The 26,536-nt window shown below is 72.0% G+C and carries 28 protein-coding genes and 3 tRNA genes; 14 read left to right on the top strand and 17 right to left on the bottom strand.

The features are described from left to right. Positions 1 to 206: 206 nt before the first annotated feature. A complete protein-coding gene (locus ASE15_RS20975) occupies positions 207 to 971 on the bottom strand; it encodes a hypothetical protein (protein ID WP_056764715.1) in 765 nt (254 codons plus the stop codon). Positions 972 to 1,597: 626 nt separating this feature from the next. Between ASE15_RS20975 and ASE15_RS17805 the strand changes: the two genes are divergently transcribed. The 4 genes from ASE15_RS17805 to ASE15_RS17790 all read left to right on the top strand — a co-directional run bounded on the left by ASE15_RS17805 (position 1,598) and on the right by ASE15_RS17790 (position 5,721). Continuing rightward, a complete protein-coding gene (locus ASE15_RS17805; protein ID WP_056652351.1) occupies positions 1,598 to 2,560 on the top strand; it encodes a carbohydrate ABC transporter permease in 963 nt (320 codons plus the stop codon). After that, on the top strand, positions 2,557 to 3,552 hold the full coding sequence (locus tag ASE15_RS17800) for a carbohydrate ABC transporter permease (protein ID WP_056764713.1): 996 nt from the start codon (positions 2,557 to 2,559) through the stop codon (positions 3,550 to 3,552). Before ASE15_RS17805 ends, ASE15_RS17800 begins: the two co-directional genes overlap by 4 nt. A gap of 67 nt (positions 3,553 to 3,619) precedes the next feature. Further along, the gene (locus tag ASE15_RS17795) at positions 3,620 to 4,987 is read left to right on the top strand and encodes an ABC transporter substrate-binding protein (protein WP_157277269.1); all 1,368 of its coding nucleotides are present in this window, start codon (positions 3,620 to 3,622) and stop codon (positions 4,985 to 4,987) included. After that, positions 4,984 to 5,721: a glycerophosphodiester phosphodiesterase family protein gene (locus ASE15_RS17790; protein ID WP_056652354.1), complete on the top strand. Its 738-nt coding sequence runs from the start codon at positions 4,984 to 4,986 to the stop codon at positions 5,719 to 5,721. Before ASE15_RS17795 ends, ASE15_RS17790 begins: the two co-directional genes overlap by 4 nt. A gap of 125 nt (positions 5,722 to 5,846) precedes the next feature. Here ASE15_RS17790 and ASE15_RS17785 read toward each other — a convergent pair whose 3' ends face one another. From ASE15_RS17785 to ASE15_RS17770, 4 genes are all read right to left on the bottom strand, one after another. Beyond that, positions 5,847 to 6,986, bottom strand: a complete 1,140-nt coding sequence (locus ASE15_RS17785; RefSeq protein WP_082618563.1) for a VanZ family protein — start codon at positions 6,984 to 6,986, stop codon at positions 5,847 to 5,849. Positions 6,987 to 7,064: 78 nt separating this feature from the next. Continuing rightward, a complete protein-coding gene (locus tag ASE15_RS20515) occupies positions 7,065 to 8,774 on the bottom strand; it encodes a mechanosensitive ion channel family protein (protein WP_082618562.1) in 1,710 nt (569 codons plus the stop codon). 80 nt (positions 8,775 to 8,854) lie between these two features. After that, the gene (locus ASE15_RS17775) at positions 8,855 to 9,451 is read right to left on the bottom strand and encodes an antibiotic biosynthesis monooxygenase (RefSeq protein WP_056764710.1); all 597 of its coding nucleotides are present in this window, start codon (positions 9,449 to 9,451) and stop codon (positions 8,855 to 8,857) included. 142 nt (positions 9,452 to 9,593) lie between these two features. Beyond that, positions 9,594 to 9,953, bottom strand: coding sequence for an iron chaperone (locus ASE15_RS17770; RefSeq protein ID WP_056652365.1), 360 nt, complete (start codon positions 9,951 to 9,953; stop codon positions 9,594 to 9,596). A gap of 196 nt (positions 9,954 to 10,149) precedes the next feature. Here ASE15_RS17770 and ASE15_RS17765 point away from each other — a divergent pair, with 196 nt between their 5' ends. The 4 genes from ASE15_RS17765 to ASE15_RS21595 all read left to right on the top strand — a co-directional run bounded on the left by ASE15_RS17765 (position 10,150) and on the right by ASE15_RS21595 (position 13,830). Continuing rightward, positions 10,150 to 10,599: a hypothetical protein gene (locus ASE15_RS17765; protein WP_056652368.1), complete on the top strand. Its 450-nt coding sequence runs from the start codon at positions 10,150 to 10,152 to the stop codon at positions 10,597 to 10,599. Positions 10,600 to 10,802: 203 nt separating this feature from the next. Beyond that, positions 10,803 to 12,074 carry a threonine/serine exporter ThrE family protein gene (locus ASE15_RS17760; protein ID WP_056652371.1) on the top strand — a complete coding sequence of 424 codons (1,272 nt, stop codon included), beginning with the start codon at positions 10,803 to 10,805 and terminating at the stop codon, positions 12,072 to 12,074. A gap of 290 nt (positions 12,075 to 12,364) precedes the next feature. Continuing rightward, positions 12,365 to 12,493: a hypothetical protein gene (locus tag ASE15_RS21690; protein WP_255354352.1), complete on the top strand. Its 129-nt coding sequence runs from the start codon at positions 12,365 to 12,367 to the stop codon at positions 12,491 to 12,493. Further along, positions 12,493 to 13,830 carry a M15 family metallopeptidase gene (locus tag ASE15_RS21595; protein WP_056652374.1) on the top strand — a complete coding sequence of 446 codons (1,338 nt, stop codon included), beginning with the start codon at positions 12,493 to 12,495 and terminating at the stop codon, positions 13,828 to 13,830. The genes ASE15_RS21690 and ASE15_RS21595 overlap by 1 nt, the downstream gene beginning before the upstream one ends. A gap of 201 nt (positions 13,831 to 14,031) precedes the next feature. On the opposite strand, the gene ASE15_RS17750 is transcribed toward ASE15_RS21595, so the two are convergent. From ASE15_RS17750 to ASE15_RS17705, 10 genes are all read right to left on the bottom strand, one after another. Next, a complete protein-coding gene (locus ASE15_RS17750) occupies positions 14,032 to 14,937 on the bottom strand; it encodes a prenyltransferase (RefSeq protein WP_056764822.1) in 906 nt (301 codons plus the stop codon). An 11-nt stretch (positions 14,938 to 14,948) separates the two neighbouring features. Further along, positions 14,949 to 15,263 (bottom strand): lycopene cyclase domain-containing protein, encoded by a 315-nt coding sequence (locus ASE15_RS17745; RefSeq protein ID WP_056652380.1) that lies wholly within the window; start codon positions 15,261 to 15,263, stop codon positions 14,949 to 14,951. Beyond that, the gene (locus ASE15_RS21895; protein ID WP_082618561.1) at positions 15,260 to 15,778 is read right to left on the bottom strand and encodes a lycopene cyclase domain-containing protein; all 519 of its coding nucleotides are present in this window, start codon (positions 15,776 to 15,778) and stop codon (positions 15,260 to 15,262) included. Before ASE15_RS21895 ends, ASE15_RS17745 begins: the two co-directional genes overlap by 4 nt. Continuing rightward, a complete protein-coding gene (gene crtI, locus ASE15_RS17735; RefSeq protein ID WP_056764820.1) occupies positions 15,775 to 17,496 on the bottom strand; it encodes a phytoene desaturase family protein in 1,722 nt (573 codons plus the stop codon). Before crtI ends, ASE15_RS21895 begins: the two co-directional genes overlap by 4 nt. 17 nt (positions 17,497 to 17,513) lie before the next feature. Beyond that, positions 17,514 to 18,467 carry a phytoene/squalene synthase family protein gene (locus ASE15_RS17730; RefSeq protein WP_235534513.1) on the bottom strand — a complete coding sequence of 318 codons (954 nt, stop codon included), beginning with the start codon at positions 18,465 to 18,467 and terminating at the stop codon, positions 17,514 to 17,516. A gap of 1 nt (position 18,468) precedes the next feature. Beyond that, entirely contained in the window at positions 18,469 to 19,653 is a 1,185-nt protein-coding gene (locus ASE15_RS17725; RefSeq protein WP_056652382.1) for a polyprenyl synthetase family protein, read from the bottom strand. A gap of 136 nt (positions 19,654 to 19,789) precedes the next feature. Continuing rightward, positions 19,790 to 20,773: a UDP-glucose 4-epimerase GalE gene (galE, locus tag ASE15_RS17720; protein WP_056652384.1), complete on the bottom strand. Its 984-nt coding sequence runs from the start codon at positions 20,771 to 20,773 to the stop codon at positions 19,790 to 19,792. 65 nt (positions 20,774 to 20,838) lie between these two features. Continuing rightward, positions 20,839 to 21,765 carry a cation diffusion facilitator family transporter gene (locus ASE15_RS17715; RefSeq protein ID WP_056652387.1) on the bottom strand — a complete coding sequence of 309 codons (927 nt, stop codon included), beginning with the start codon at positions 21,763 to 21,765 and terminating at the stop codon, positions 20,839 to 20,841. Beyond that, positions 21,762 to 22,196: a metalloregulator ArsR/SmtB family transcription factor gene (locus ASE15_RS17710; RefSeq protein WP_235534511.1), complete on the bottom strand. Its 435-nt coding sequence runs from the start codon at positions 22,194 to 22,196 to the stop codon at positions 21,762 to 21,764. The genes ASE15_RS17715 and ASE15_RS17710 overlap by 4 nt, the downstream gene beginning before the upstream one ends. A 68-nt stretch (positions 22,197 to 22,264) precedes the next feature. Next, positions 22,265 to 22,627, bottom strand: a complete 363-nt coding sequence (locus ASE15_RS17705; protein WP_056652389.1) for a metallopeptidase family protein — start codon at positions 22,625 to 22,627, stop codon at positions 22,265 to 22,267. A gap of 173 nt (positions 22,628 to 22,800) precedes the next feature. Here ASE15_RS17705 and ASE15_RS17700 point away from each other — a divergent pair. The 5 genes from ASE15_RS17700 to ASE15_RS17680 all read left to right on the top strand — a co-directional run bounded on the left by ASE15_RS17700 (position 22,801) and on the right by ASE15_RS17680 (position 24,168). Next, positions 22,801 to 22,873, top strand: a tRNA-Glu gene (locus ASE15_RS17700). 88 nt (positions 22,874 to 22,961) lie between these two features. Further along, a tRNA-Asp gene (locus ASE15_RS17695) sits at positions 22,962 to 23,035 on the top strand. Between the two features lie 45 nt (positions 23,036 to 23,080). Continuing rightward, positions 23,081 to 23,153 (top strand) — tRNA-Phe (locus ASE15_RS17690). Positions 23,154 to 23,461: 308 nt separating this feature from the next. After that, positions 23,462 to 23,884: a phage holin family protein gene (locus tag ASE15_RS17685; RefSeq protein WP_056652393.1), complete on the top strand. Its 423-nt coding sequence runs from the start codon at positions 23,462 to 23,464 to the stop codon at positions 23,882 to 23,884. Continuing rightward, complete coding sequence (locus ASE15_RS17680) at positions 23,881 to 24,168, top strand: DUF3618 domain-containing protein (protein WP_056652396.1); 288 nt, start codon at positions 23,881 to 23,883, stop codon at positions 24,166 to 24,168. The genes ASE15_RS17685 and ASE15_RS17680 overlap by 4 nt, the downstream gene beginning before the upstream one ends. A gap of 165 nt (positions 24,169 to 24,333) precedes the next feature. Here ASE15_RS17680 and ASE15_RS17675 read toward each other — a convergent pair whose 3' ends face one another. Continuing rightward, complete coding sequence (locus ASE15_RS17675; RefSeq protein WP_030151000.1) at positions 24,334 to 24,546, bottom strand: BldC family transcriptional regulator; 213 nt, start codon at positions 24,544 to 24,546, stop codon at positions 24,334 to 24,336. A 351-nt stretch (positions 24,547 to 24,897) separates the two neighbouring features. Between ASE15_RS17675 and ASE15_RS17670 the strand changes: the two genes are divergently transcribed. Beyond that, positions 24,898 to 25,197 (top strand): DUF3073 domain-containing protein, encoded by a 300-nt coding sequence (locus ASE15_RS17670; RefSeq protein WP_369800640.1) that lies wholly within the window; start codon positions 24,898 to 24,900, stop codon positions 25,195 to 25,197. Between the two features lie 175 nt (positions 25,198 to 25,372). On the opposite strand, the gene purM is transcribed toward ASE15_RS17670, so the two are convergent. Continuing rightward, positions 25,373 to 26,491: a phosphoribosylformylglycinamidine cyclo-ligase gene (purM, locus tag ASE15_RS17665; RefSeq protein ID WP_056652401.1), complete on the bottom strand. Its 1,119-nt coding sequence runs from the start codon at positions 26,489 to 26,491 to the stop codon at positions 25,373 to 25,375. Positions 26,492 to 26,536: the final 45 nt, after the last annotated feature.

The following is a 26,536-nucleotide window of genomic DNA, read 5'->3' as shown; positions in this document are numbered from 1 at the left end:
GTCCGCCGCATAGATACCAGCAGGACCAGCGCCGACGATAGCGACGCGCAAAGGACGGGAGCTGCTCACAGGAAAGAACGCCTTCCGATCGAGGAGGGAGAGGAGCGGACCGCGCCGGGGTCGGCAGCCGCACTGTTCGACGGTACGTCCTCAACCAGGGTTGAGGTCAAGGTGCACGGTGGAGGCGGCGGGGAGGACCTGGGCCCTCAGGACTCGTACCCCTCGACGAAGCCCCGGATCTCTCGGCGCAGGGCGTCCTCGCTCAGCGGCTCGCGCGTCGAGGTCCCGATCGAGAACCCGTAGCCCTCGATCGGCCCGTTCTCCCAGTGGAAGTCGTAGCTCCCGGGCTCGTGGGGTCGGTCCTTGACCGTGAACACCTGCCCGTCGACCACCATGTGCCAGGTCTGTGGTGCCACGTGGGGGATCTGGAGCACCCGGCTCTGCAGCCGCTCGATCCGCGGTCTCAGGAGCGCGTCCATCGCCGCCGGGTCCTCCCAGGTGCCGACGCTCACGAGCAGCCGGTGCGGGCCGAGGTCCCGGTGCCACGCACCGCTCACGGGAACGAGCTCGACGTCGTAGACCACCGGGACGTCCGGGGCGCCGATCGGGTCCGGGACGTAGCCAGGGGGAAGATCGGCCTCCGAGAGGAGGAAGCTCGGTCGCACCATGTCTTCCTCCCACGCCCGTGCCTCGTCCACGACGGCGTCGACCACCATGGCCAGCCGCCCCGAGGCCGGACGGACGACACGGCCCGTGGGCGCTTCGGCCAGCTTCTCCCACCACCCGTGCCACTCGTCCGCGAGCGCCGCGGCCTCGTCGCGCGGCAAGGCCTCGACCGTGACGCGGGGAACGAGGTCCGGGACGTCGTCCGCGACAGGGAGCGCGAGACGGTCACGGACGAACAGCGCGACCGTGAAGCCGATACCGCGCGTCACGCTGATGTTCCGCAGGTCCTGTGTTTCGTGGGTCATCGCTCACCTCGTCGTCGGGCCGGGTTGTCTGCCCGTCCCGGTCCTGCTGCTCCCGCTGTTCCTGCCGGTCTTGCTGGTCCTGCTGTCCTTGCCTGCCCTGCCGGCCTACCGGTCCCGCTGTTCCTGCCGGTCTTGCCGGCCCTGCCGGCCCTGCGGGTCCTGCCAGTCCCGTCGGACCGCCCATGCTAGGTGGCCACAGCGCGCTCGGCGCGCTCTCCCACCGAGGCGCGGTGGCGTGCGGCATGTCGACGCCGTGCCGGTGGGGAGCAGGTTGGCTGCGGGAACAGGTACAGCTGCGGAGCAGGCTCGGCTGAGCGGGATCCACGTTCGCTGAGCGGGACCGGTTCCTGCTCAGCGAACACTCTCCGACAAGAGTTCCCGGTCCGGCCGCGACTCCCCGTCCGGCCGCGCGGGAGCGTCCTCGCGCAGCGCACGAGCCACGAGCCACGAGACCCGTCCTCGAACGGCTCGCAGATGGCCGCGCGGCATCCTCGATGACCTCGCGTCGAGGCGTCGATGAACGCCTCGGGAACGTTCGGGGAACGGAACCGCTGAGGCCACTTTTCGGTCACTTCCCCCTCCTAGGGTGACGGGCGTTCACCCGCTCGTGACTGGAGCCCCACCCCATGACCTCCGTGTCAGCCCCTGCGCGCCTCGCGCCACCGGACCGCCGTCCGTCGGTCCCCGGACGGCGCCGACCTTCCCGCCCGACCCCGCGGGCCGTCCGCACCTGGCTCGCGTTCCTGCTGCTCGCGGGGCCCAACGTGGCCCTGCTGCTCGTGTTCGTCTACCGCCCGCTCCTGCAGAGCTTCTACTACTCGACCCTGCAGTGGAACATGGGCTCCCCGACGGCTCGCTCGGTCGGCCTCGGCAACTACGTCGAGTGGTTCCAGGACCCGACCACGGCCGACGTCATGGTCACGACGGGCGTCTTCACGGTCGCGACCGTGGGCGGCTCGCTCGTCCTGGGCCTGGGCCTCGCCCTCCTGCTGAACCGGCGCCTCAAGGGTCGCGGGTTCGCCCGAACCGTGGCGTTCGCTCCCTACGTCCTGTCGGGCGTCGCGGTCGGCATGCTGTGGCTGTTCATCTTCGACCCGCGCTACGGCCTGCTGTCGGCCGGGCTGCGAGCGATCGGCCTCGAGTCCCCCGACTGGTACACGACCTCGCCGTGGGCCCTGGTCATGATCATCGTCGTCTACCTGTGGAAGAACGTCGGGTACGTCGCTCTCATCTACCTGGCCGGTCTCCAGGCCGTCCCGCTCGAGCTCAAGCAGGCCGCGGCCCTCGACGGCGCGTCCTCTGCCAGGACGTTCCGCTCGATCGTGCTGCCCCTCCTGGCTCCCACGACCTTCTTCCTCACGGTCACGACGCTGCTCAGCTCGCTGCAGTCGTTCGACATCATCCAGGCCATGACGAAGGGCGGGCCGCTCGGCTCGACCACGACCCTCATGTACCAGATCTACGAGGAGGGCTTCGTGACCGGCCGGGCCGGCTACGCGTCGGCCGTCGCGACGATCCTCTTCCTCCTGCTGCTGGTCGTCACGGTCGTCCAGCTGCGCTTCGTCGAGAAGAAGGTGCACTACGCATGAGCGTCCAGAACCCCGTGCGAGAGTTCCCGGCCCCCGCGCCCGACCAGCACCCGACCGCAGCCTCGGGCGCGTCCAGCGCGCAGCCCCCCGGGTCACCTGTCGACGCACCACCGGCCCCCGTCGGTGCCGGCCACCGCCCGGGCGGCGGCCGACCGCCGCAGCGCACGCGCCGTCGTCGGCCCCTGCACCTGGGCGCGTACGCGACCCTTCTGGTCGCGACCGTCGTCATGGCCCTGCCGCTCGTGTGGATGGTGCTCGCGAGCTTCAAGCGCCCTGATGAGCTGTACTCGATCCCGCTCCAGTGGCTCCCGCAGAACCTCGATCTCGCCAACTACGTCCAGACGACGCAGAGCATCCCCGTCGGGCAGCTCTTCCTCAACAGCGTGGGCCTGACGGTCGTGGGCTCGACCCTCAAGCTGCTGCTGGGCCTGTGCTGCGCGTACGCGCTCGTGTTCCTGGACTTCCCGTTCAAGCGCGCGGTGTTCGTCCTGGTCCTGTTCACGCTGCTCATCCCGCAGCAGATCACGATCATCCCCAACTACACGCTCGTCGCCCAGCTCGGGTGGCTCAACACCTACCAGGGCATCCTCGTGCCGGGCCTGGCGAGCGCGTTCGGGACCTTCCTGTTCCGTCAGCACTTCCTGTCGCTGCCCGTCTCGATCCTCGAGGCCGCCGAGCTGGACGGCGCGGGCCACTGGCGCAAGCTGTGGCGCTTCGTCGTGCCGCTGTCCTACCCCACGATCGCGGCCGTCGCGCTCGTGTCCGTGGTCGCGGAGTGGAACGACTACCTGTGGCCGTTCCTCGTGACCGACGACGCCGAGAAGATGACGCTCCCCGTGGGCCTCACGCTCCTGCAGAGCGTCGACGGCATGAACAACTGGGGCGTCCTCATGGCCGCGACCGTGCTCGTGACGCTCCCGATCCTCATCGTCTTCCTCTTCCTCCAGCGCCGGCTCGTCGCCGGGCTCACCGCCGGAGCAGTGACCGGCTGACGCGCCGGTCCACCCCGTCCCCCCGGCACCTGCCGGGTCGCTGTTCCCCACCCCAAGGAGCATCACCGTGAACCAGCCCCTGCCCGCCCTGTGGACCCCGTCGCGTCGCGACGTGCTGCGCCTCGGCGGCCTCGGAGCCCTCGCCCTCTCCCTCGCCGCGTGCGCGGGACCGACCGTCGGTAGCGGCTCGTCCGCACCGTCCGCCTCGGCGGGCACCGACTGGTCCAAGATCAAGCCCGCCTCGCAGATCACGTGGTGGAGCAACCACCCCGGCGCCTCCAAGGCGATCGAGGAGGAGCTCATCCGCCGCTTCAACGCCAAGCACCCCGACATCGCGGTCAAGCTCGTGACCGCGGGCGCCGGGTACGACGAGGTCGCGCAGCGCTTCCAGGCCGCGTCGTCGTCGAACAACCTGCCCGACCTCGTCATCGCGAGCGACGTCTGGTGGTTCCGCTACTACCTCAACGGCCAGGTCATGCCGCTCGACGACGTGTTCGCGCACCTCGACGTCGACGTCGCCGACTACAACCCGACGCTGTACGGCGACTACGAGTACGAGTCGTCGCACTGGGCCGTGCCCTACGCGCGCTCGACCCCGCTCTTCTACTACAACAAGGCCATGTGGGCCCAGGCCGGCCTGCCCGACCGCGGCCCCGAGACGTGGGCCGAGCTCGCCGAGTGGGCCCCCGCCCTGCGCGGCCAGGTCCCGGCCGACGGCGCCCCGCTGGGCCTCGCGACCGGCACGTCGTGGGCCGCGTGGTGGTTCGAGAACATGCTGTGGGGCCAGGGCGGCCAGTACAGCGACAAGTTCACCGTCGCGCTCGACACCCCGCAGGCACTGGCCGCAGGCGATTTCCTGCACGACCTGTTCCACGGCTCGAAGGTCGCGGGCGTCGGGACCGACGCCGGGGCCGACTTCGCCGCGGGCGTCTTCGCGTCGACGATCGGGTCCACGGGCAGCCTCACGGGCCTGCTCGAGGCCGCGCCGTTCGAGCTCGGCACGGCCTACCTGCCCGACGGCCCGAACGGCTCCGGGACGCCCACGGGCGGCACGGGCCTGGCCATCCCGGCCTCCCGCTCACCCGAGCAGCAGCTGGCCGCGGCGATGTTCCTGGCCTTCCTCACCGACCCCGAGAACACCGCATACTTCTCCCAGAACACCGGGTACATGCCGGTGCGCACGTCCGCGGTCGAGGGAGAGACCATGAGCAGCATCTACGCGGCCACGCCGCAGTTCCGCACGGCGGTCGACCAGCTCGCCGAGAAGTCGCGCTCGCAGGACTGGGTCCGGGTGTTCGTGCCCTCGGGCGACCAGATCCTCACGGACGGGATCGAGCAGATCGTGCTCAAGGGCACGCCCGCGGCCGAGGCGTTCGCGTCGATCACGCCGCGCCTCGAGAAGGCGTACCAGGAGAACGTGGAGCCCTACCTGTGACGGGCGCGTTCCAGGTCGTCGCGCACCGGGGGAACTCGTCGGTCGCCCCGCAGAACACGCTCGCGGCGTTCGAGGCCGCGTGGCGTGCGGGAGCCGACAGCATCGAGCTCGACGTGCAGCTCACCGCGGACGGCGAGGTCGTCGTGATCCACGACGACACGCTCGACGCCACGACCGACGGGAGCGGGCGCGTCGACGGGCTCCCTCTCGCGGACGTCCGGGCGGTCGACGCGGGGTCGTGGTTCGCCCCGGCGTACGCGGGGCAGCGGGTCCCGACCTTCGCGGAGGTCGTGGACCTCCTCGTGACGCACCCGGGCATCGACCTCCTCCTGGAGGTCAAGGGCGACTGGGGGCCCGACGACGTCCGCAAGGTCACCGAGCCCCTCCTGCGCGCCGGGCTCGCCGACCGCGTGATCGGGCAGAGCTTCTGGCCCTCGACCGTCGCCTCTCTGCAGAAGGTCGCCCCGGACCTGCGCCGGGGACTGCTGGTCGAGCGGTCCTCCGACGACCTGCTCGCGACGTGCGCCGAGCTGGGCGTCATGACCTGCAACCCCGCAGGCACGGTGCTGCTCGCGCAGCCCGGGCTCGTCGCCGCGCTGCACGACGCCGGGCTCGAGGTCATGGTCTGGACCCTGAACGAGCCCGAGCAGTGGGCGCTGGCCCTCGAGATCGGCGTCGACGCGGTCATCACCGACCGCCCCGACCGGCTGCGCGGGTGGCTCGCGGGGCGCTGACGAGCTCCCGCTCCGACGCGCTGCGCCGGGGCCCCGCCGAGAAGTGAGCAGATGCCCCTGGATCAGCTGATCTGGGGGCATCTGCTCACTTCTCGGCGGACTCGTTCTGGCTCGGGGTCAAACCGTCAGCTCCGAGCGTCGACCATCCGAGCCCCCGACACCACTCCCGAGAGCCCTCGCCGGTCGCGGGTGAACAGGACCGAGACGACCGCCACGAAGGCGACGAGACCTCCCAGGGGCGCTGCGACGTCGGGCACGAGGCCCCCACCCGGGACCTCCGCCAGGATCAGGCACGCTCCCCACAGCCCGCCCGACGTGAAGCCGCGCACCGCACGGCGGAGCGTCGTCCCGCGGCCCAGCCCGTCGGGCCCGACGGACCCCGCCGCCGCGTCGGCCGTCCAGCGCGGCTCGAGCCACAGGGCGCGCTGCCCCCACGACGCCCCGCTACCGAGGAACGGCGGCACGAACAGGACCAGCATCACGGGCACCACGGTGCCGAGCGCGACGTCGACGCCGTCCGAGCCGAGCGGGATGTCCTGGCCCGTGGCGACCAGGACCACCCGGTAGGACAGCACCAGCACCGTCCCGACGACCGAGACCAGCAACGCGTCGAGCACCATGCCCAACCACCGCCGCCACACCGTGACCGGGCGCGGGACACCGCGCTGCGCCGCGAGGTCCGTCGCGCGCGGCATCCACCGCAGCACCACCGGTGCGATCAGCGCACCGATCAACCCGCCGAGCGTGTTGGTCAGCAGGTCGTCGACGTCGGCCAGGCGGTACGAGCACGGGATGAGGCCATAGATCCCCGTGCCCTGCGTCGTCTCGATGAGCAGCGAGGCCGCGAACGCCGACAGCACCGTGAGCGGCAGCCGCCACCCGAAGAACCGGCGCACCAGCACGCCCCACGGGACGAACAGCACCACGTTGAACACCGTCTGCAGCACGGCCGGGCTGCGCAACCGCGCTGCCGTGCTCATGCCAGCGGTGTCCCGGCGGATGTCCTCGACGAACTGGAACGGGTTCAGCTGAGGACCCGAGAACCCGTGCTGCGCGCACCACTGCGCCAGGTCGCCCGAGGGCAGCGGCAGGAGCGTGTACGCGACGAGCGCGACACCGTAGACAGCGACCGCGGCCGACCCCAGCAGGCGCAGCCCGCTGAGCCGCCCGTACCGTCGGTACTGCCACACCACGACGGGCAGCAGGATCGTCAGGAAGACGACGAGGCCGCCGATCACGCCCACGTACGCGGGCCAGGTCCACATGCTCACGTCGAGACCCTAGCCAGGCGCGCACGGCGCGGCGCGGTGGACCGGGGTCGTGTGCATCACGCCCGTGGCCGCTCAGGCGTCGCCGTCGTGCCCGCCGTCGCCGTGCGACTCGCCACGGCCCAGGTCGCGACCGTGGTCGCGGGTCCGGTCGCGGTCAGCGTCGCGATCAGGGGCACCGCGGTCGCGATCGACCGCCGCATCGCCCGCGCCGCCCTCGTCCCCCTCTCGCCCGCGCCCCTCGTGCGCGTGGTCCTCCTGCGCGCGCTCCTCGTGCTCGTCCCGCTCGTCCTCGACCCTGTTCCGCTCGGCCGTCTCCTCACGCTCGTCGATCACGTCCTGGCCGGGGCCGGCGAACGCCTTGGAGCGCTCGACCCCCTCGGCCGTCCCGCTGAAGAACGCCGACTCGGACGCGCCCCCGGGCTGGTCCTCGGGGCCCACGTCCGCCGTCCCGTCCGGCACCGCCGCGAGCGCCGCCTCGACGGGCGACATGACGCGCGTCTCGACGACGTCCTGCGGCGCGCTGACCCGCCCGACGACCCGGGCCTGGTCGCGCACCGAGACGCGTCGGGTCGCGGGCCGGGTCGAGAGCGGGGGCTGCCCGGGGATGCCAGGACCCACGGGGATCGCGGGAGGAAGACTCCCCTCGTGCTTCTGCTTCTCGCGGGCAGGGATCGTGGGCTGCGCCGTGACAGCCGCGCCGCCGGGCGCGACGTCCGGGTCCTCGCTGATCCGCCCCTCCTCGACCCCCTCGAAGCGCGTGCGGGGCAGCGAGTCGGCGCTCGACCGCTGGAGCCACTCGACGAGCCCCTCGCGCACGAAGCACCGCAGGTCGAACAGGGTCGGGGCGTCGCGCGCGCTCACGAGCGCGCGCACCCGGACGACGCCGTTGATCGCGTCGGTCACCTGGAGGATGCCCACGCGCTGGTCCCACAGGTCGGTGTGCGCGAGGAGCCGCTTGAGCTCGGCGCGCATGGCGCCGAACGGCACCCGGAAGTCGAGGTCGAGCTCGACCGTGCCGAGCAGGTCCGCGGCCCGGCGCGTCCAGTTCTGGAACGGCGTCGTCGTGAAGTAGGTGCACGGCATGATGAGGCGCCGGTCGTCCCACAGGTGCACCACGACGTACGTCATGGTGATCTCCTCGATCCGGCCCCACTCGCCCTCGAGGACCACGACGTCGTCGACCCGGATCCCGTCAGTGAACGCGATCTGCATGCCCGCGAACACGTTCGCGAGCGACGTCTGCGCCGCGAGGCCCGCGACGATCGAGATGACGCCCGCCGACGCCAGGATGCTCGCCCCGGCGGCCCGCGCCGCGGGGAAGGTCAGGAGGACCGCGGCGATCGCGCAGATGACGATGATCGCGACCGTGAGCCGCCGGACCACGATGATCTGGGTGCGGATGCGGCGCGCGTGCCGGTTGTCGACCACGTCGACCCGGAACCGCTTGAGCGCGCTGTCCTCGAGCACGAACGCGAGCGCGCCCACCCACCAGGCTCCCGCCGCGATGAGCAGGACCAGCAGCAGGTGCTCGACCGCCGCCCGCCACTCGACGGTCGGGGGCGTCGTGACCCGCACCGCGATCCACACGGCCACGACCATCAGGACGGCCCGGTCCGGTCGGCGCAGCCTGCGCGAGATGTCACGGGCGAGCTCGCTGCGCCGCCCGATCCGGTTCACGATCGCCGAGATGATGGTGCCCAGCACGAACGCGGCCACGAGCGCTCCCGCGACGGCGGCCAGGGTCAGAGCGACGTCGGTCGCGTTCTCGATCTCCTCGTCCATCCGTCCACGCTAGGCGCGCGGGCTGCGAGGCGCCTGGACAGGCGCTGTGCGCGCACGTGTCCAGGGCGCGCGGACGCGCCTCAGCGCGCCAGCCACGGTGCCAGACGCCGGGTCACCCACGGCAGCACCGCGTACGTCATGATCGGGGTCAGCACGAGCGTCGTGACGAGCACCCTGGGGAGCACGGGCAGCTCGCCGAACTGCGGGACCACCCAGGACATGAGGAGCGTGAAGGCGAGGTTCACGGGGAAGAACCCGAGCCAGATGCTCACCGACTGCTTCCACCGTGCCGGTGCGCGCTCGGCGCTGATCTGCGGCTCCTCGACGCGGGCCGGTGCGTCGAACCACCCCTCGATGCCCGTGCGGCGTTCGACGCGCTGCTCCTCGACGAGGCCCTGCCCCTCCTGGAGCCAGGCGACGCGCTCGGGCGAGGAGTCCCAGGCGTCGAGCGTCGACTCGTCGGCGAAGCGGTAGAGCATGTGCCAGTCGTGCGAGTCCTTCGCGGCGCGCACCCAGCCGGACCCGAGGAAGCCCGGGTACGTGTTGGCCATGTTGACGCCGGCCTGGACCCAGCGCGTCGCGTCCGGGACCAGGTCGGGGTGGATGCGGCGGTGGATGGAGACGGTGACGGGTCGGTCCGGGGATCGCCCGGCCGTGCCCGCGGAAGGAGCGGTCATGAGGGCGAGTACACGACGCCCGAGCTTTCCGAGGTGTGAACTCGGGTCGTCCTGGGACGGCAGGTCCCGACAGGTGGACGCTCGCACCCGACGGGCGCCCCGCAGGAGCGGCGCTCCCCGATCCCCGATCCCCGCTCCTCGGCTACGCCGAGGCGCCGTGCTGGTCGAGCAGGTGCCGCGAGACCGTCTCGATCACGCCGTACGGCACGGGCTCCTTGAGCATGAACTTGAGCGTCCCCTTGGACGCCCGGTACGGGGCGACGAGACGCTCGAAGTCCTCGTCGCCGTCGGGCACCGGGTACAGGCTCACGTGGTGCTTCCAGCCTGCGAAGTACACGATGACGCGCCCCTTCGCCGTCACGGCGGGGATCTGGTAGCTGATCTTCTCGCCCGCGTCGGGCACGACCCGGTGGATCGTGCGACGCATCTCCTGCAGGATCTCCTGGGTCTCGGGCGGGAACGAGCCGATGTAGTCGTCGACGGTCGCGAACGTCGCGGTCATGCCTGCCTCCCCAGAGTGCGCCCCGCCCGGACGCGGGGGCTCACCTCCTACTGTCCCGCGCGAGCGCGCGACCGGCCTGCGGGAGGTCACCACCGACGGGCTGGGGAACGCCCTCGGCGGGTCGTCCGATCCGCTCGGCGAGCACGTGCGACACCGTCAGCGCGCCGGTGCCCGCCGCCGCGACCATACTGGCCAGATGATCTCCTGGGACCTGGCGCTGGCCCTCCGCGAGGCGGGGGTCCGCTGGCACCCTGCCTCGGGGGACCGCTTCCGGCTCCTCGGCGCCGGGCCCGAGGGCGACGTCTTCACCGTGAGCGACATGACGATCGAGCCCCACGAGTTCGACACCGGGGTCGTCCTCGGGTTCAACGGCACCACCGAGTGGGCGCTCGACTCCGTGGCCCTCGAGGACGCCCTGTGGCACCCCCTCGAGTCCCAGCTCCGCGCGCTGCTCGGCGGGACCTTCCGCTGGCTCCAACGCTTCGTCGAGGACGACGACCACCCGGCCTATCTCGTCGAGATCGAGCTCGCGGGGCGCAAGGTCGCCTTCCGCGGGCACGACCCGGCCGACGCCTACGGCGAGGCACTCCTGCACCTCGTGATGGCGTCGTCGGGCCCTGAGAGCGGGCGCGAGGTGGCGACCTGACCGCCGGGACGTCGCGACCCGCGGAGACGGCCGACGACGCGTCGTCGGCCGAAGCCCCGCCGCCCGCAGAAGAGACGGCCACGGCCGCCCCCGCGCCTGCCGCCACCCCTCCCGCCGAGCCGGACCACGCGACGCCCGTGCCACCCCACCGGAGACCGCCCCGGTTCGCCGGCCTGCGTCGGGCCCCCGCGACGTTTCGCCGGGTGCTCCAGGCCCTCGGCAACCAGAGCCCGCCCGAGGAGCAGCCGGACGTCCCCGAGATCTCTCCCGACCTCATCCCGCTGCTGCGCGAGCTCGGACGGGCCATGCTGGACTCGGGCCAGTCGGTCAACGACGCCCAGGACGTCCTGGAGCAGGTCGCCGACCTGCACGGCGCACGCACGGTGCAGACCCTGGTGCTGCCGACGTGCGTCTTCATCCGCGCGCAGACCGCGACGGGCGTCGTCACCGACTTCACCGACGCCGCGGGGAGCGGCCTGAACCTCGACCAGATCGGCGCTCTCTACGGCGTGATCCGCGGGCTGCGGACCCAGACGATGGAGCTCGCCGACGCTCGCGCCGAGCTGCGCGCGATCCGGCGACGGCCTCCCCGTTTCGGCGCCGTGCTCACGATCGTCGGGCACGCGATCCTGACGCTCGGGTTCGGGCTGATCCTCAACCCGACCCTCGACCTGCTGCCCGTCTTCCTGGTGCTGGGGCTCGGCGTCGGGGTCCTGAGGTGGCTCGCCGCGCGCTGGCCCACGCTCAGCACGGCTCTGCCCGTCGTCGCGGCGTTCCTCGTGACGGTCGTCGCGATCCAGGTGGTTCATCCGTGGCTCGGCGACAGCCCCCTGCAGGTCCTCGTGCCGCCGCTCATCAGCTTCCTGCCCGGCTCGGTGCTCACGGTCGCCGCGATCGAGCTGACCAGCAACCAGATCGTCTCGGGAGCGAGCAGGCTCCTGTACGGGATCGCCCAGCTCCTCCTGCTGGTCTTCGGCGTCGTCGCCGGAGCGGCGGTCGCGGGCGACCTGATCGCCGGGCACAGCGGCGACCGCCTGGGCTGGTGGGCCCCGTGGGTGGGGATCGTCATGGTGGGCCTGGGACAGATGCTCTTCTCCTCGACCCCGCGTCGGAGCCTGCCCTGGGTGCTCGTGGTGCTGTTCGCCGCCTATGCAGCCCAGCTCGGTGGGTCCTTCGTCGCCCCGGAGATCTCCGGGTTCTTCGGCGCGCTCGTGATCGTGCCGCTCGCGACGCTCGTCGAGCGGACCAGCACGGGCCCGCCCGCGATCATCACGACCCTCCCCGCGTTCTGGCTCCTCGTCCCCGGTGCGCTGAGCTTCCTGGGGCTGTCCGAGCTCGTGGCGGGCAACACCGGGTCGGTGTCGGACATCGCCAACGCGGTCGTCGCCGTCTTCGCGATCGCGCTGGGCATGCTCGTGGGAACTGCCCTGACTCGCGACGCGAGACGCGTCGGTCGTACCTTCTTCACCGAATAGGCCCAGACCAGGCACGCCATCACCCGCGGATCCTTGCTCATCGACGCCAGGCCGCTCACAAACGTAGTTGAAGATGGAACGAGTTGGCAGGCACCGAGGACCGTCCTCGCATCCCGTCTGCCGACGCACTGCGGCTCCCACGTCATCCGGACGCGCCGCGACCCAGGCCGCTGAGGCCCCAGCACGATCCCCGTCACCGCGACGGCACGGTACGGCGTCGAGCCCACGCTCGACAGCCGCAGTGCACACGCGGTCCGGCCTCGGCCCGACGAACGGAACACCGGAACATCGTGACAACTGCATCGCTCAGCTCTGCCGCGCCCGTCGGGCGCCTCTCGACCCGTAGCACCGACCACCGCACCACGAACCTCCTCGGCGTCGCCGACCTCCCGGTCGTCGGCGTGGGAGGTGACCGCTGATGGGTCGGCACTCCCAGCGGCACTTCGCCGCCTCCCTGCCCGGTCGCTCGCTCAGGCGGCGCTCGCCCTTCGCCGTGGCCGCTGCCCTCGCGGCGGTCGCCATCAGCACGACCGCAGGCGCTGCCAGCCTGGTCACCTCGCCGGGCACCGCCCCCGAGGCTGCCTCGACCGCGAGCGTCTCCGCCCCGGCCGTCGCGAGCGTCGCGGGCGCGAGCGCAACGACCCCGGAGGAGCAGACCGCGCTCGACGCCGCGAGCACCGAGCTCGTCCGTGCCGAGTTCCTCGCCGGCGAGGGCGCATCGCGCCTCACGCCCGACCAGCTCACGCAGATCACCGCGACCCGCGACCAGCTCCGCCAGCTCGTGAGCGCCGCGACCACCACCGACGCCGCCCAGACGTCGGGGGCACCGACCGACAGCACCACGGACGCGGCCACGAGCACCACGCTCGACGCGGCCGGTGCTGACGACACCCTCGACGGTCGCGACACGTTCCGCGCGAGCCGTGCGGGATCCGAGGGCCGCGAGGCGCTCACGACCGACGGCCCTGCGGACGCAGCCACCGACGAGACCCAGTCAGAGGCCGCTCTCGCAGACGCGGCAGCTGCCGGCGAGACGGCAGCCGCGCCGGTCGGCGACGAGACCGCGGCACCGGCTGAGACGCCCGCCGAAGCACCTGCCCCCGAAGCACCTGCCGCGGAGACGCCGACGACCGCGGAGGTCGTTCCCTCGGTCGCCGAGATCGACGCTGCCACGACTGCTCTGCGCGGGCTGCTCGACGCGACCGCGGTCGCCGTGGCGGTCGAGCCGGCTCCCCCGACGGCCGAGGAGATCGCGGCCCAGCAGGCCGCCGAGCGCGCGGCCCTCGAGCAGCAGCAGGCTGCCGAGCGCGCGGCCATGGCGCAGCAGCTCGCCGCCTGGGCCGCCAGCACCGCCGGGTACGCCAACGGCACCATCCCGGCGAGCCTCCTGTGCGCCCCGAGCTTCGCTCCCGGTGAGCTCGTGCGCTGCGACGCCGCGTACCAGCTCGAGCAGCTCAACGCGGCCTACGTGGCGGCGTTCGGCACGAACATCACCGTGACGTCGTCGTACCGCTCGTACGCCTCGCAGGTCGCCGTGAAGGCCCAGAAGGGCTTCCTGGCGGCGGCCCCCGGGACGTCGAACCACGGCATGGCTCAGGCGCTCGACCTGGGTGGCGGCATCAGCAGCTTCGGCAGCGCGCAGTACAACTGGATGCGTGCGAACGCCCCGGCCTACGGCTGGGAGAACCCCGAGTGGGCTCGCCAGGGCGGTTCCAAGCCCGAGCCCTGGCACTGGGAGTACGGCGTCACGTACTGACCCGTGCGTCGTGCCGGGAACGGCCTGCGCCGACCCGCGCACAGCAGCTCATGACACCGCCGAGGGCGGGGCACCGGAACCCGGTGCCCCGCCCTCGGCGGTGCTGTCTCCCCTGGTCGGGCGGCACACGCCAGCGCATGCCGCCCCGCGCACGCCGGCATCGTGGCCCGGCGCACGCCGGCATCCGAGCCACCCCCCGGCTCACGTCCAGGTGATCCCGATGAGCAGCATGGTCACGAGGAACCCGGTCACGAGATTGAGCCACAGGAAGCGTCGCCAGCCCGCGTTGGCCCGCTCGCAGTCCTCGTCACGCACCGACCAGAACGACGCGACGTTCACGAGGTACGGCAGCGGGAGCAGGGCGGCGAGCCACCCGGGCCACGGGAGGAACGCCAGCAGCAGCGCGGCCACCAGGTAGGCGGCCGAGGCGACCACCACGGTCCGGTGCGCCCCGATCACGGTCGCGACCGATCCGATCCCGCCGGCCCGGTCCGCCTGCACGTCCTGCACCGCGCCGAACGCGTGCGACGCGGCTCCCCACAGCACGAACGCCGCCAGCACGGGCCACACGGACCGCGCGCCCAGGTCCGCACCGACCAGCACGAGCGCGTAGAGCAGCGGCCCCACGAAGTGCATGGCGGAGGTGAACGAGTCGAGGAAGGGCCGCTCCTTGAAGCGCAGCACAGGTGCGGAGTAGGCCACGACGAGGAAGACCACGACGGCGAGCGTCAGGTTCGCGCCCGCGTCGCCCTGGAGCAGCATCCACGCGAGGAACGGGACGTTCGTCACGACGCACGCCCACAGGATCCGTCGGTGCGTGCGTCGCGCGGTCGTGGGGTCGGCAAGCGCCCCCTCGATGCCGCCCTTGCGCGGGTTCCGCAGGTCCGACGCGTAGTCGAACACGTCGTTGACGCCGTACATGAGCAGGTTGTAAGGGACCAGGAAGTACAGCGTCCCGACGACGAGCGCGGCGTCGATCCGTCCTCCCGTTGCCACGAGGTACCCCGCGGCGAAGGGGTACGCCGTGTTGATCCAGGAGAACGGCCGCGAGGCCGCCGCGATCTCGCGCAGGGCGACCAGCGCTCCCGGCGACGCCTCGGGCTCCATGGCGACCCGCGTCACGACTGGCTTCCCGCGTGCCGCCGACGGCGACCGTCCCCCACCCAGGTCCACACCGCGGGCAGGAGGAGCACCGCGGCGATCGGGTAGGCGAAGTCCTCGAGCGGCGCACCGGCCAGGTAGACGCCCAGGATCTTGTCCGGCGCGTACACGTAGAGCCCCACCGCGATCATGATCGTGTCGAACACGAGTGTCAGGACCACCATCACCGCGGCCGTCCACAGGAGCGGACCGGCCCGGTGCCGTCGCAGCGCCTGCCAGGTCACCGCGACGACGAGCAGGACCACCACGAGGTTGAGGACGATGTTGGTCATGCGCCGGCCCCTGTCGTCGGTCCGTCCGCGGCCTTGCCTGCCTGGGGCGTCCCTGCCGGCTCTGCCGGCCCGGCCGTGCCAGCCGTGCCAGCCGTGCCGGCCGTGCCAGCCGTGCCAGCCGTGCCAGCCGTGCCAGCCGTGCCAGCCGTGCCAGCCGTGCCGGCCGTCCCGGTCGCCGCACGAGCTGCCTCTCGACGGCCCCTCCCCCGCAGCCGCAGGTCCAGGAACCGCCAGACCAGCAGCGTGTTGTAGCAGAGCAGCGTCAGGAAGACCGCCTCCTCGACGGGTAGCTCGGGCGCGAGCTGGAGCCCCGTCATGTGGGGCGAGTCGCCGCGCGCGAAGATCCCCAGGGCGAGGCCGGCGACGTCCCACGCGAGGAAGAACAGCACGCCGACCAGGAGCGTGATCGCAGTCCTGGCGGGGTCGGACCAGAACGCGAGGCGGAACCGGCGGTCGAGCACCGCGAGACCGCCGAGCGAGACCGCGAGCGCACCGAGGTAGACGAACCCGGTCACGAGGCACCGCCCCGCAGCCGGTCGGGGCGCCGGCTCGCCGCGAGGAAGCCCCGTCGCAGAGGCGTCGGCAGCGGCCGGGACGAGGTCTCGCCGAGGAGCCGCTTGGCGACGAGCTCGGCGCTGATGAGGCACATGGGCAGCCCGACGCCGGGCGCCGTCCCGGCACCCGCGAAGTACAGGTTGGGGACCGCGCGCGAGCGGCCGGGCGGCCGGAACATCGCGCTCTGCGCGAGCGTGTGCTCCATGCCCAGGGCGGTACCGCGCCAGGACGAGAACTCGGTCGCGAAGTGCGCGGGCCCCAGCACCCTGCGCGTCACCACCCGGCCGCGCAGGTCGTCGATCCCGGCCCAGGCGCCGACCTGGTCGAGGTACCCGTCGGCGAGGTCCTCGAGCGCCGCCTGCGACGCCGCGTCCCCGCCGAGGGCCGGGTCGGCGGGGAACGGCACCAGGACGAAGAGGTTCTCGTGGCCGGGTGGCGCCGCGGGGTGGTCGAGGCTCGCGTCGTCGGTCGCCGAGGTCCGCGAGACGTAGAGCGAGGCCGGGGTGGGCACGCGCAACGTGTCCACGTCGCTCGAGGCCCCCTTCCCCAGGACGTCCTCGAAGTTGCCGTGCCAGTCCTCGGTGAAGAACAGCGAGTGGTGCGCGAGCTCGGGCAGCTCGCCTCGCACGCCCGCGAGCACGAGCAGCGCCGAGATGCCCGGCCCGCGGTCCTCCCAGGACGCGGCGGGCAGGTCGGCGTAGGCGCTCGGCAGCAGCGCGGTCTGCGTGTGGTGCAGGTCCGCGCCCGACACCACGACGTCCGCGGGGACCACCTCGCCGTCCCGCAGCCGCACCCCGGTCGCGACGCCTCGCGCGCGCCGCCGGGAGCGGACGGTCCTCGCCCGGGGCGAGGCTCCGCCGTCGGGCCCGGGGACGGCCGGAGCGACCTCGATCCCGACGACGTCGCTCCCCGTGCGGATCGTCACGCCCTCGGAACGGGCCAGCTTCTCCATGGCCTCGACGATCGTGTACATGCCGCCACGCGGGAACCGGACGCCCTCGACGAGGTCGAGATGGCTCATGAGCGAGTACAGCGCGGGTACGCGGTACGGCGACGAGCCGAGGAAGACCGCGTGGTAGCCCAGGAGCTGGCGCAGGCGCGGGTCCTCCACGCGTCGCTCGACTCGGTCGGCGAGCGAGCGTCCCAGGAGGGCCGCGAGGCGCGGGAGGCGCCGAAGCGCCGAGCCGTCGATCGCGCGGTCGGGCCGCTCGAAGGTCGTGTAGAGGAAGTGGTCGAGCGCCAGCCGATAGGCCTCGCTCGACTCCGCGGCGTACGCGCGCACGCGTTCTCCGTCGCCCGGCGAGAGCGCGTCGAAGCGTGCCCAGTTGGCGTCCGCGTCGCGCGTGACGTCGAGGACGGTCCGGGCGCGGGTGGCGTCAGCCTGCTCGGAGGACGGGGACCCTTCGAAGAAGACCCGGTACGACGGGTCGAGCGGGACCAGGTCCAGGTGGTCCTCGACGCGCTCGCCCAGGAGCGCGAACCAGTGCTCGAACACCTCGGGCATGAAGTACCAGGAGGGACCCGTGTCGAACCGGAACCCGTCGAGCTCGAGCGTCCCGGCGCGCCCGCCCACGTGGTCGTGCCGCTCGAGCAGTGTCACGCGGGCGCCGCCGCGCGCGAGGAGCGTGGCCGTGGCCAGGCCGCCGATCCCCCCGCCCACGACCACGACGTGCGGCATCTCGGGCGGTGCGTGGGTCACGGGGCTCCTCGGGTCGTCGAACGTGCGGTCTGAACGGTGGGTCGGACGTCGCGTCGCAGGGACTCGCGCGCGACCGCGCGGGACGCGACCACGAGCTTGACCGGGTCGGGGACACGGACCCGGGCACGCAGCAGGTCCTCGGGGCGCGTCGACGCGAGGCGGCCGAGCAGGGTGTCGTAGAGCGCGAGGGTCGCCGCGACGGCCATCCGGGCGCGGCGCGGCAGCGACGGGAGCGCGGCGCGGGCGGCGTCGAGGTCGCTCTCGATCTCCGCGAGGATCGCGTCGACGTCCTCCTGCGTGAGGTCCGCGGGCGTGATCCCGGGGAAGTAGCTGCGGCCCAGGTCCTCGTGGTCCGCACGCAGGTCGCGCAGGAAGTTGATCTTCTGGAACGCGGCGCCCAGGCCGCGCGCGCCGTGCACGACGGCGTCGCTCGCCCGCACGACCGGCTCGCCCGGGCGTCGCCCGGCGTTGAGGAAGACCGCGAGGCACATGAGCCCGACGACCTCGGCCGAGCCGTAGACGTACTGCTCGTAGCTGGCCTTGTCGTGGACCTGGACCGTGAGGTCCATGCGCATCGAGGCGAAGAACGGGTCGATCTCGGGGTGCCCGATCCCCGTGCGTCGTGCCGTGCGCGCGAACGAGTGGACCACGAGGTTGGTCGAGTACCCGCTCACGAGGGCGCGCGCGGTCTCCTCCTCGAGCCCCGTGAGGAGCTCGTCGGCGCCCTCACCGCGACGCGTGTCGACGACCTCGTCGGCCACACGCACGAGGCCGTAGACCGCGTCGATGTCGCGGCGTGCGGCGCTCCCGAGCAGCCGGGACCCCAGCCCGAACGACGTCGAGTACCCCGTGAGGACCGCCCGGCTCGCGCGGGCGGCGGTGCGGTCGTACAGCATCTGCGACACGTTGGCCTCCCCGACGATCGTGACGGCCTTCCCGCTCCCTCGCACCTCAGGCCGCCCTGTCGGCGAACGAGTCGGCCAGGTCGAGCAGGTACGACCCCAGGGGGGCGGGCAGCTCTGCGGCCGCGGCGCGGGCCTCGTCCAGGTGGCGCGTCACGGTCGCCCGCACGGCCTCGGGGGCAGCAGTGCGCCGCATGACCGCCCGCACGACGGCGGCTCCCGCCTCGGTGAGGTCGGCCCGCCCCACGTGCTGGTCGAGCAGGGCGACGTCCGCCGGTTCGGCCCCCCGGTAGGCGCAGGCCAGGAGCAACGTGCGCTTGCCCTCGCGCAGGTCGGAGACGGTCGACTTCCCGGTGACCCGAGGGTCGCCGAAGACCCCGAGCAGGTCGTCGACCAGCTGGAACGCGACGCCCAGGGCCCGCCCGTAGGTCTCGAGGAGGGCGCAGGTCGCAGCGTCCGCGCCCGCGAGTATCGCCCCGCTCCTCAGCGGGACGACGCACGTGTAGGTCGCGGTCTTGAGCTCGGCGACGAGCTCGGGGTCCACGTCGCTCGGAGCGAGCAGCGGGCCCGAGACGTCCAGGACCTCGCCCGCGACGGCGACCTGCACCGCGCGCACGAGCTGACCTGCGACCGCGAGCTTCTCGCCCGGACCTGCCGTGGATCCCAGGACGAGCTCGAAAGCGCCGGCGATCGCCAGGTCACCTCCGAGCAGCGCCGCTGCCTGGACGTGGACGTCGGCGCGGGAGTCGTCGATCCCTGCCTCGGCGAACCGAGAACGCGTCGCTCCCGCGAGGTTCGAGCGCCCGCGCCGGGTCTCGTCGTGGTCGAGCAGGTCGTCGTGCACGAGCATCGCGGTGTGCAGCAGCTCCTGGGCAGCGGCGACGGGAGCCACCTCCCCGAGGTCTCGTCCGCCGAGCCCGAGGTAGGCCGCGAGCGTGAGCCGAGGGCGCACGAGCTTTCCGCCTACCTGGTCTGCGAGGTCCGTCCAGAGATCGGCGACCGGTCGGCCTCCGGCCGAGGCGCGTGCCGCGCCCCGCGTGAGGTGCTCGTTCAGTGCTGCCTGCGTCGCGGCGATCGCCTCGTCGAGCCGGGCGGCGAACCCTTCGTGGGTCGCCGGCCCGTGATCGCGGGCGGACTCTCGCGGTGCCGCGACGGCGGCCCTGGGCCCGTGCGGGGACGTCCCGGACGCCGACCGCTCGGCGACGTCGTCGATGGTCGTGCTGTTTCCGGACATGACCTACCCCTCGATTCCTCAGCGTACTGAGTATTTTGCTCAGCATACTGAGGATTCGAGTCCGTGTCAGCGCCGTACGCCGAAGGGCCCCCTCGCGTGGTGCGAGAGGGCCCCTCCGGGGAGCGCGCGAGGTGGCTCAGACGTCGATGCGGCGCGGCCCTGCCTGCCAGGCCTCCCAGGCCGACGCGATGATCGGCTCGAGCCCCTGGGTGCCGGTCCAGCCGAGCACCTTGTTGATGCGCTCGGGCGACGCGACGAGCTGGGGCGGGTCGCCCGCGCGGCGCGGGAGGATCTCCGGGGACACGTCCAGGCCCGAGACCTTGCCGATCTCGTCGATGACCTCGCGGACCGAGGACCCCGTGCCGGTGCCGACGTTGAAGACGTCGTACGCGCGCTCGTCCTCGTCCAGGTAGCCCAGCGCCGCGAGGTGCGCCTCGGCGAGGTCCAGGACGTGGATGTAGTCGCGGATGCACGTGCCGTCCGGCGTCGGGTAGTCGTCGCCGAAGATCTTGGGCTGCTCGCCCCGCTCGAGGCGGTCGAGGACCATGGGGACGAGGTTGAGGACCGCGGGGTCGCCCAGGTCCGGCCAGCCGGCGCCCGCGACGTTGAAGTAGCGCAGCGCGACGAACCGCAGACCCCACGAGCGGCTCGCGGCCCGGCCGAGCCACTCCCCGATGAGCTTGGTCTCGCCGTAAGGGTTGATGGGCTCGGCGTGCAGCTTCTCCTCGACCATCGAGACCGACGGCATGCCGTAGGTCGCCGCGGAGGAGGAGAACACCAGGCGGTCCACGCCGGCGGCCTCCATCGCGGTCACGAGGTTCGTGAAGCCGCCGACGTTCTGCTGGTAGTACCAGGCGGGCTTCTCGACGGACTCACCGACCTGCTTGCGGGCCGCGAAGTGCACCACGGCGGTGACCTCGTGCTCGGTCAGCGTCCGGGTCAGGACCTCGACGGCCTCCGGGCTGGACACGTCCAGGCGCACGAGCAGCGCCCCTCCGATGCGGCCCTCCTGCCCCGTGCTCAGGTCGTCGACGACGACGACCTTCTCCCCCCGCTGCTGCAGCAGGCGCACCACGTGCGCACCGATGTATCCCGCTCCGCCGGTCACCAGAATCGTCATGGGGGCAGCCTAGTTGCTCGGCCTCGCCCCCCGGAGCGTGCAGCCTCCGGCGAGACGCACAGGGCTCACAGGTGGACCGACGACTCGGTCTCCTGCATCTCGGGGGGCTCGATCTGGAACGTGCAGTGGTCGACGTCGAAGTGCCCGCCCAGGCACTCCTTGAGCCTTCGCAGCACCACGGTCCCCTCCCCCCGCTCGAGCATCTCGGCCTCGACCACCACGTGGGCCGACATGACGGGCACGCCCGACGTGATGGTCCAGGCGTGCAGGTCGTGGACGCCGACGACCCCGGGGATGCCCTCCATGTGCGTCCGGACCTTCTCGAGGTCGACCCCTGCGGGCGTCGACTCGAGGAGCACCGCGGCGACCTCGCGCAGGAGCGTCAGCGCGCGGGGCAGGATCATGATGCCGATCGCGACCGAGGCCAGGCCGTCGGCCCATGCGAAGCCGAGGGCGACGAACACCCCGGCGACGATCACCGCGATCGAGCCCAGGAGGTCGCCGAGCACCTCGAGGTAGGCCCCCCGGACGTTGAGGCTCTCGCCCTGGCCCGCAGACAGGAGGCGGAGCCCGACCACGTTCGCGACGAGCCCGACGACCGCCACCCCGATCATGAGGCCGGCCTCGACGTGCGGGTCGGGGGCGCGGACCCGCGAGACCCCCTCGACGATCGCGAGCACCGCGACGACCCCGAGGATCAGCGCGTTGGTCATGGCCGCGAGGATCTCCGCACGCTGCCACCCGAAGGTCCGGGTCGCCGAGGCCGGACGCGTCGCGAGCCAGCTCGCGAACAGGGCGATCCCGATCCCGGTCGCGTCGGTCAGCATGTGCCCCGCATCGGCAAGGAGCGCGAGCGAGCCCGAGACCAGTGCACCGACGACCTCGAGGACCATCACGCCGAGCGTGATGCCCAGGACGATCACGAGCCGACGGCGGTGCGCGCCCGTGGCGGTCGCCGCGCCGTGCGAGTGGGAGTGGGAGTGGCCGCTCATCGCGAGCCGCCTCCCGTCGCCTCGACGACGCGCTCGGCGTCGGTCAGGATGTGCGCGACCTCGGGCCGCGCGAGCCGGTACCAGGAGGACCGTCCCTCGCGGCGCACGTCGACCAGGCCCGCGTCGCGGAGCGTCGCGAGGTGGACCGACACGGTCGACTGCGCGAGCCCGAGCTCGCTCGTCAGGTCGACGACGCGGTGCTCGGAGCGCGCCAGGAGGTGCACCATCGAGAGGCGGTGAGGCTCGGCGAGCGCGTGCAGGAGGCGCGCGACGGCCGCGTGGTCGTGCCCGGGGGCCGACGGCGGGGCCGGCTCGACCGCCACGGCGACCGGCGCACCGTCCACGTCGACCTGCTCCACCCCCGCAGCGGTCGCTGCGGCGCTCCTCGATCGGAGGTGCGTCCGCGGGGTCGTCTCACGTCTCATCGCCATGCGTCGATATTATCGTCAATCGACGATGAACAAAACCCCCGCGCGCCGCCCGTGGACGGACCGGCCCCTCAGGCCCAGCCCAGCTCGTGCAGCCGTTCGTCGTCGATGCCGAAGTGGTGGGCGATCTCGTGCACGACCGTGACGACGACCTCCTCGACCACCTCTTCGCGGGTCTCGCAGATCGCGAGCGTGGGGCGGCGGTAGATCGTGATCCGGTCCGGGAGCGCACCCGCAGCCCACATGAGGTCCCGCTCGGTGAGGGGCACACCCTCGTAGAGCCCCAGGAGCTCGGGGTCGTCGTCGGGGGCGTCGTCCTCGACGAGCACCACGACGTTGTCCATCTGCTCGGCCAGCTCCTCCGGGATCTCGTCGAGCGCATCGCGCACCGCGTCCTCGAAGTCCTCGCGCGTCATCTCCACCACGAGCACCATCCTCCCCTGTCGCCGGGAGGAGGGGTCGCCCGACCGGTGCAGCAGCGCCGGCCGGGGAGGCCGCAGCCCCGGGATCGTGCCGTTTTGCACCGCGCCCCCAGTTCCCCGTATGCTGACGGAGGTCTCTCGGCGACTCGTGCCCCGTAGGCGGTACGGGTTGTCCAGGAAACTAGGCCCCCATCGTTTAGCGGCCTAGGACGCCGCCCTTTCACGGCGGTAGCACGGGTTCGAATCCCGTTGGGGGTACTCGGAAAGATCCGATTAACGGATCGGCCCGGAAGTGAGATACGATTCTCGAGGTTCGAACGGCAAAGGCCGGGAGAAACTCACGCAAGGCCCTGTAGCGCAGTTGGTTAGCGCGCCGCCCTGTCACGGCGGAGGTCGCGGGTTCAAGTCCCGTCAGGGTCGCTCGACAGCGACTGCCCGGTCATCACGACCGGGCTTTCGTGTCAAGGCTCTGTAGCTCAGTTGGTAGAGCGTTCGACTGAAAATCGAAAGGTCACCGGATCGACGCCGGTCGGAGCCACTTCCACGAAAGCCCCATCTCGTTCACTCGAGGTGGGGCTTCGTCGTTCCCGTACACGCGACGCTCCGCCGGTCGACCGCCGACCCGCACCGCGCCGCTCGACCACCACCCACGACGCCGTCTCGACACCGGCCACCCGTGCGTCCCTGGCGCATCGCACACCAGACTCCCGCTCGCACCCTCGGCGCGCGGAATTGCCCTGGACGCCGTTGACCGGTTGAGTGGGACATGAAGAACGACTCTTCGAGCCGCAGGCATCCCCTGCGTGCACAGGCGCTCCATCCGGACGTGCCAGGAAGGTGACCACCATGAGCGACTGGGACGACGGGCAGACGCCTCCCCCGAACCCGAAGCCCTCGATCGGCAAGCTCGTCGAGCAGATGTCGGAGCAGGCCACGCGCCTGGTCCGCACGGAGATCGCGCTCGCCAAGAAGGAGCTGACGACCAAGGCCGCCCGATCAGGCATCGGGATCGGGATGTTCGTCGTCGCCGGCGTCCTGTCCCTGTACGCGCTCGGCTTCCTCCTGCACTCGGCCATGGTCGGCCTCGCGCACGCCGTCCCGCTGTGGCTCGCCGCCCTGATCGTCGGCGTCGCCCTGCTCCTCGTCGCCGGCCTCCTGGCGCTCGTGGGCAAGAAGCAGCTGACCAAGGGCATGCCGCCGACCCCCGAGGCGACCATTGCCAACCTCAAGGAAGACGTCGCCACCGTCAAGGAAGGACTGCGCCCGTGAGCACCGAACCGACCCAGGCCGAGCTGGAAGCCGAGATCGTACGGACCCGGGCCGAGCTCGCGAGCACGATCGACGAGCTGACCACGCGGCTCGACCCGCGCACCCAGGCGGCGAACGTGGCGCACCAGACCAAGCAGGCTGCCGCCGACACCGGGAGCTTCTTCACCGGTGGCGGGCTGCCCGAGCACGACCCGACGCGCGCGCGCAACGTGAAGATCCTCGTCACCGGGACCGTCGCGACCATCGCCCTGGTCGTCGCCGCGATCCTCCGCAAGAGGTCCTGACCGGCCCTGAACACGACCGAGCCCGGCGCCACCGGCGCCGGGCTGTCGGCTGGTCGAAGTGGAAGAGGCTGCGGACGCGACGGGGAGCACCGGGAAACTGGTCCCGGAGCTCCTCAACGGACCGACAGCGTGGGCTGGGCGCAGGAGTGTCCACCGCGCCGTCGGTCAGCCCTTGTCGACGCCCTCGGCGTTCTCGCTCGCGGCACCCAGGAGTGCGCGGACCTCGGACTCGCGGTAGCGACGATGCCCCCCGAGGGTCCGGATCGACGACAGCTTGCCGGCCTTGGCCCAGCGAGTGACGGTCTTGGGATCGACGCGGAACAGGCTCGCGACCTCGGCCGGTGTGAGCAGAACTTCGGACTCTCCATGGACGGACATCACTGCACCTCCTCCTAGCGACTGGCTGGTCCGACGGTGACGTCGGAACGCGACGACAGCACTGCGCTAGCCCCTCTATTGTCGCAGCATGACGATTTTGGGCGACTTGGCAGACAGGGTGAATTAGACGGGGTATGGCCGGTACAGGTGATTCGGCCTCGCGGGGAGCCCTCTCGGCGGAGGCTCCGTGCGGAGCCGGACAGCCTCCGCACCACCCCCGGCGCGGCCCGCTCGCCCGGGCCCACGAGACCCACGAGGCGCTCCCCCGGTCACGTCGTTGTGTGGAGACAGTGTGACAAGGCACCCGTTCGGACCATCCGAGTGGCTGGAATGTATCCCGAGCATGTACCGTTGGACTCTGAACAGACGAAACAACACCCCGGGGCCGCACGTCTGAGTACGTTGCCGCCCCGCTTCTACGTTGAGGGGGTCGGAGCCATGGGCCGCGGCCGTCAGAAGGCTAAGCAGACCAAGGTCGCTCGTGCGCTGAAGTACTACAGCCCCGAGACGAACTACCAAGCTCTCGAACAAGAGCTCACCGGTCATAGCCACACGGATCTCGCGACAGATCCTCGCTACGGAGCGAGGTCTTCCGAGGACAACAACGGAGACTACGACCAGCCGTTCGCCGGCTGGTCCGACGACCGCTGACACGATCTCGTCCCCCTGCGACCAGCAGGCCCCAGGGGACCGCAGGTCCGTATGATCGCGAGTTCGTCAGTCGACCGACCGACCCGCGAGGCGTTCCCCGTACGACGAAGGCGCGTCCTTCTCCCCCAGGCTCCAGGGCCCGAGGAAGAAGGACGCGCCTTCGTCGTCACCGCACTCAGTTGCGGTAGTCGCCCGTCAGACGCACCGCGCCGGCGTGCACGCCCTTGGTGCCCACGACGAGGTCCTCACCGAGCGAGGAGACCGTGGTCGACTCGTCGAGAGCGCTGACCGTCCCCAGGACCCAGGCGGGCAGACCCAGCTCCGCGCACCGCGCGAGCGCCGCGTCGGCGCCGTCCGCACCCACGATCGCGACCATGCCGACGCCCAGGTTGAGCGTGTTCTCGAGGTCGCGACGAGGCACGTTGCCCAGGTCCCGCACCACGGTGAAGACCGGAGGGACGTCCCACGAGCCGCGGTCCACGGTGCCGACCAGACCGGCCGGGAGGACGCGGGCGAGGTTCGCCGCGAGCCCACCACCCGTGACGTGCGTGAACGCGTGGACCTGCGCGGCGTCGTCGTGCGCCAGGGCGAGGCAGTCGCTCGCGTAGACGCGCGTGGGCTCGAGGAGCTCCTCGCCGAGCGTGCGGCCGAACTCCTCGACCTCGCGGTCCAGCTCCCAGCCCGCGTGCTTGACGACCGCGCGCACGAGCGAGTAGCCGTTCGAGTGCAGACCCGACGAGCCCAGCGCGATCAGGACGTCACCCTCACGGACACGCTCGGGGCCGAGCAGACGGTCCGCCTCGACGACCCCGGTCGCGGCACCCGCGACGTCGTACTCGTCCTCGCCCAGGAGGCCCGGGTGCTCGGCCGTCTCACCGCCGACGAGGGCCGTACCGGCGACCTCGCACGCGGCCGCGATGCCGCGGACGATGCCCGCGATGCGCTCCGGGACCACCTTGCCGCACGCGATGTAGTCGGTCATGAAGAGCGGCTTGGCGCCCACCACGACGATGTCGTCGACGACCATGCCGACCAGGTCGAAGCCGATCGTGTCGTGGATGTCCAGGGCCTGCGCGATCGCGACCTTGGTACCCACGCCGTCAGTTGACGTCGCGAGCAGCGGCTTGGTGTAGGTCGCGACCTCGCTGAAGTCGTAGAGCCCGGCAAAGCCGCCCACTCCTCCGAGGACCTGGGGGCCGTGCGTGCGGCGCACGGCGTCCTTCATCAGCTCGACGGCCTTGTCGCCCGCCTCGGTGTCGACACCGGCTGCGGCGTACGTGAGACCTTCAGACACGAATGAACTCCTGGTGGTTGCGGCGCGCCCGGCGTCCGGGCGGTG

The sequence above is a fragment of the Oerskovia sp. Root22 genome (genome assembly GCF_001429135.1).
Taxonomy (GTDB): Bacteria; Actinomycetota; Actinomycetes; order Actinomycetales; family Cellulomonadaceae; genus Oerskovia; species Oerskovia enterophila.
Note: the sequence above shows the minus strand (reverse complement) of the source record. Positions and strands in the feature narration are given on the sequence as shown.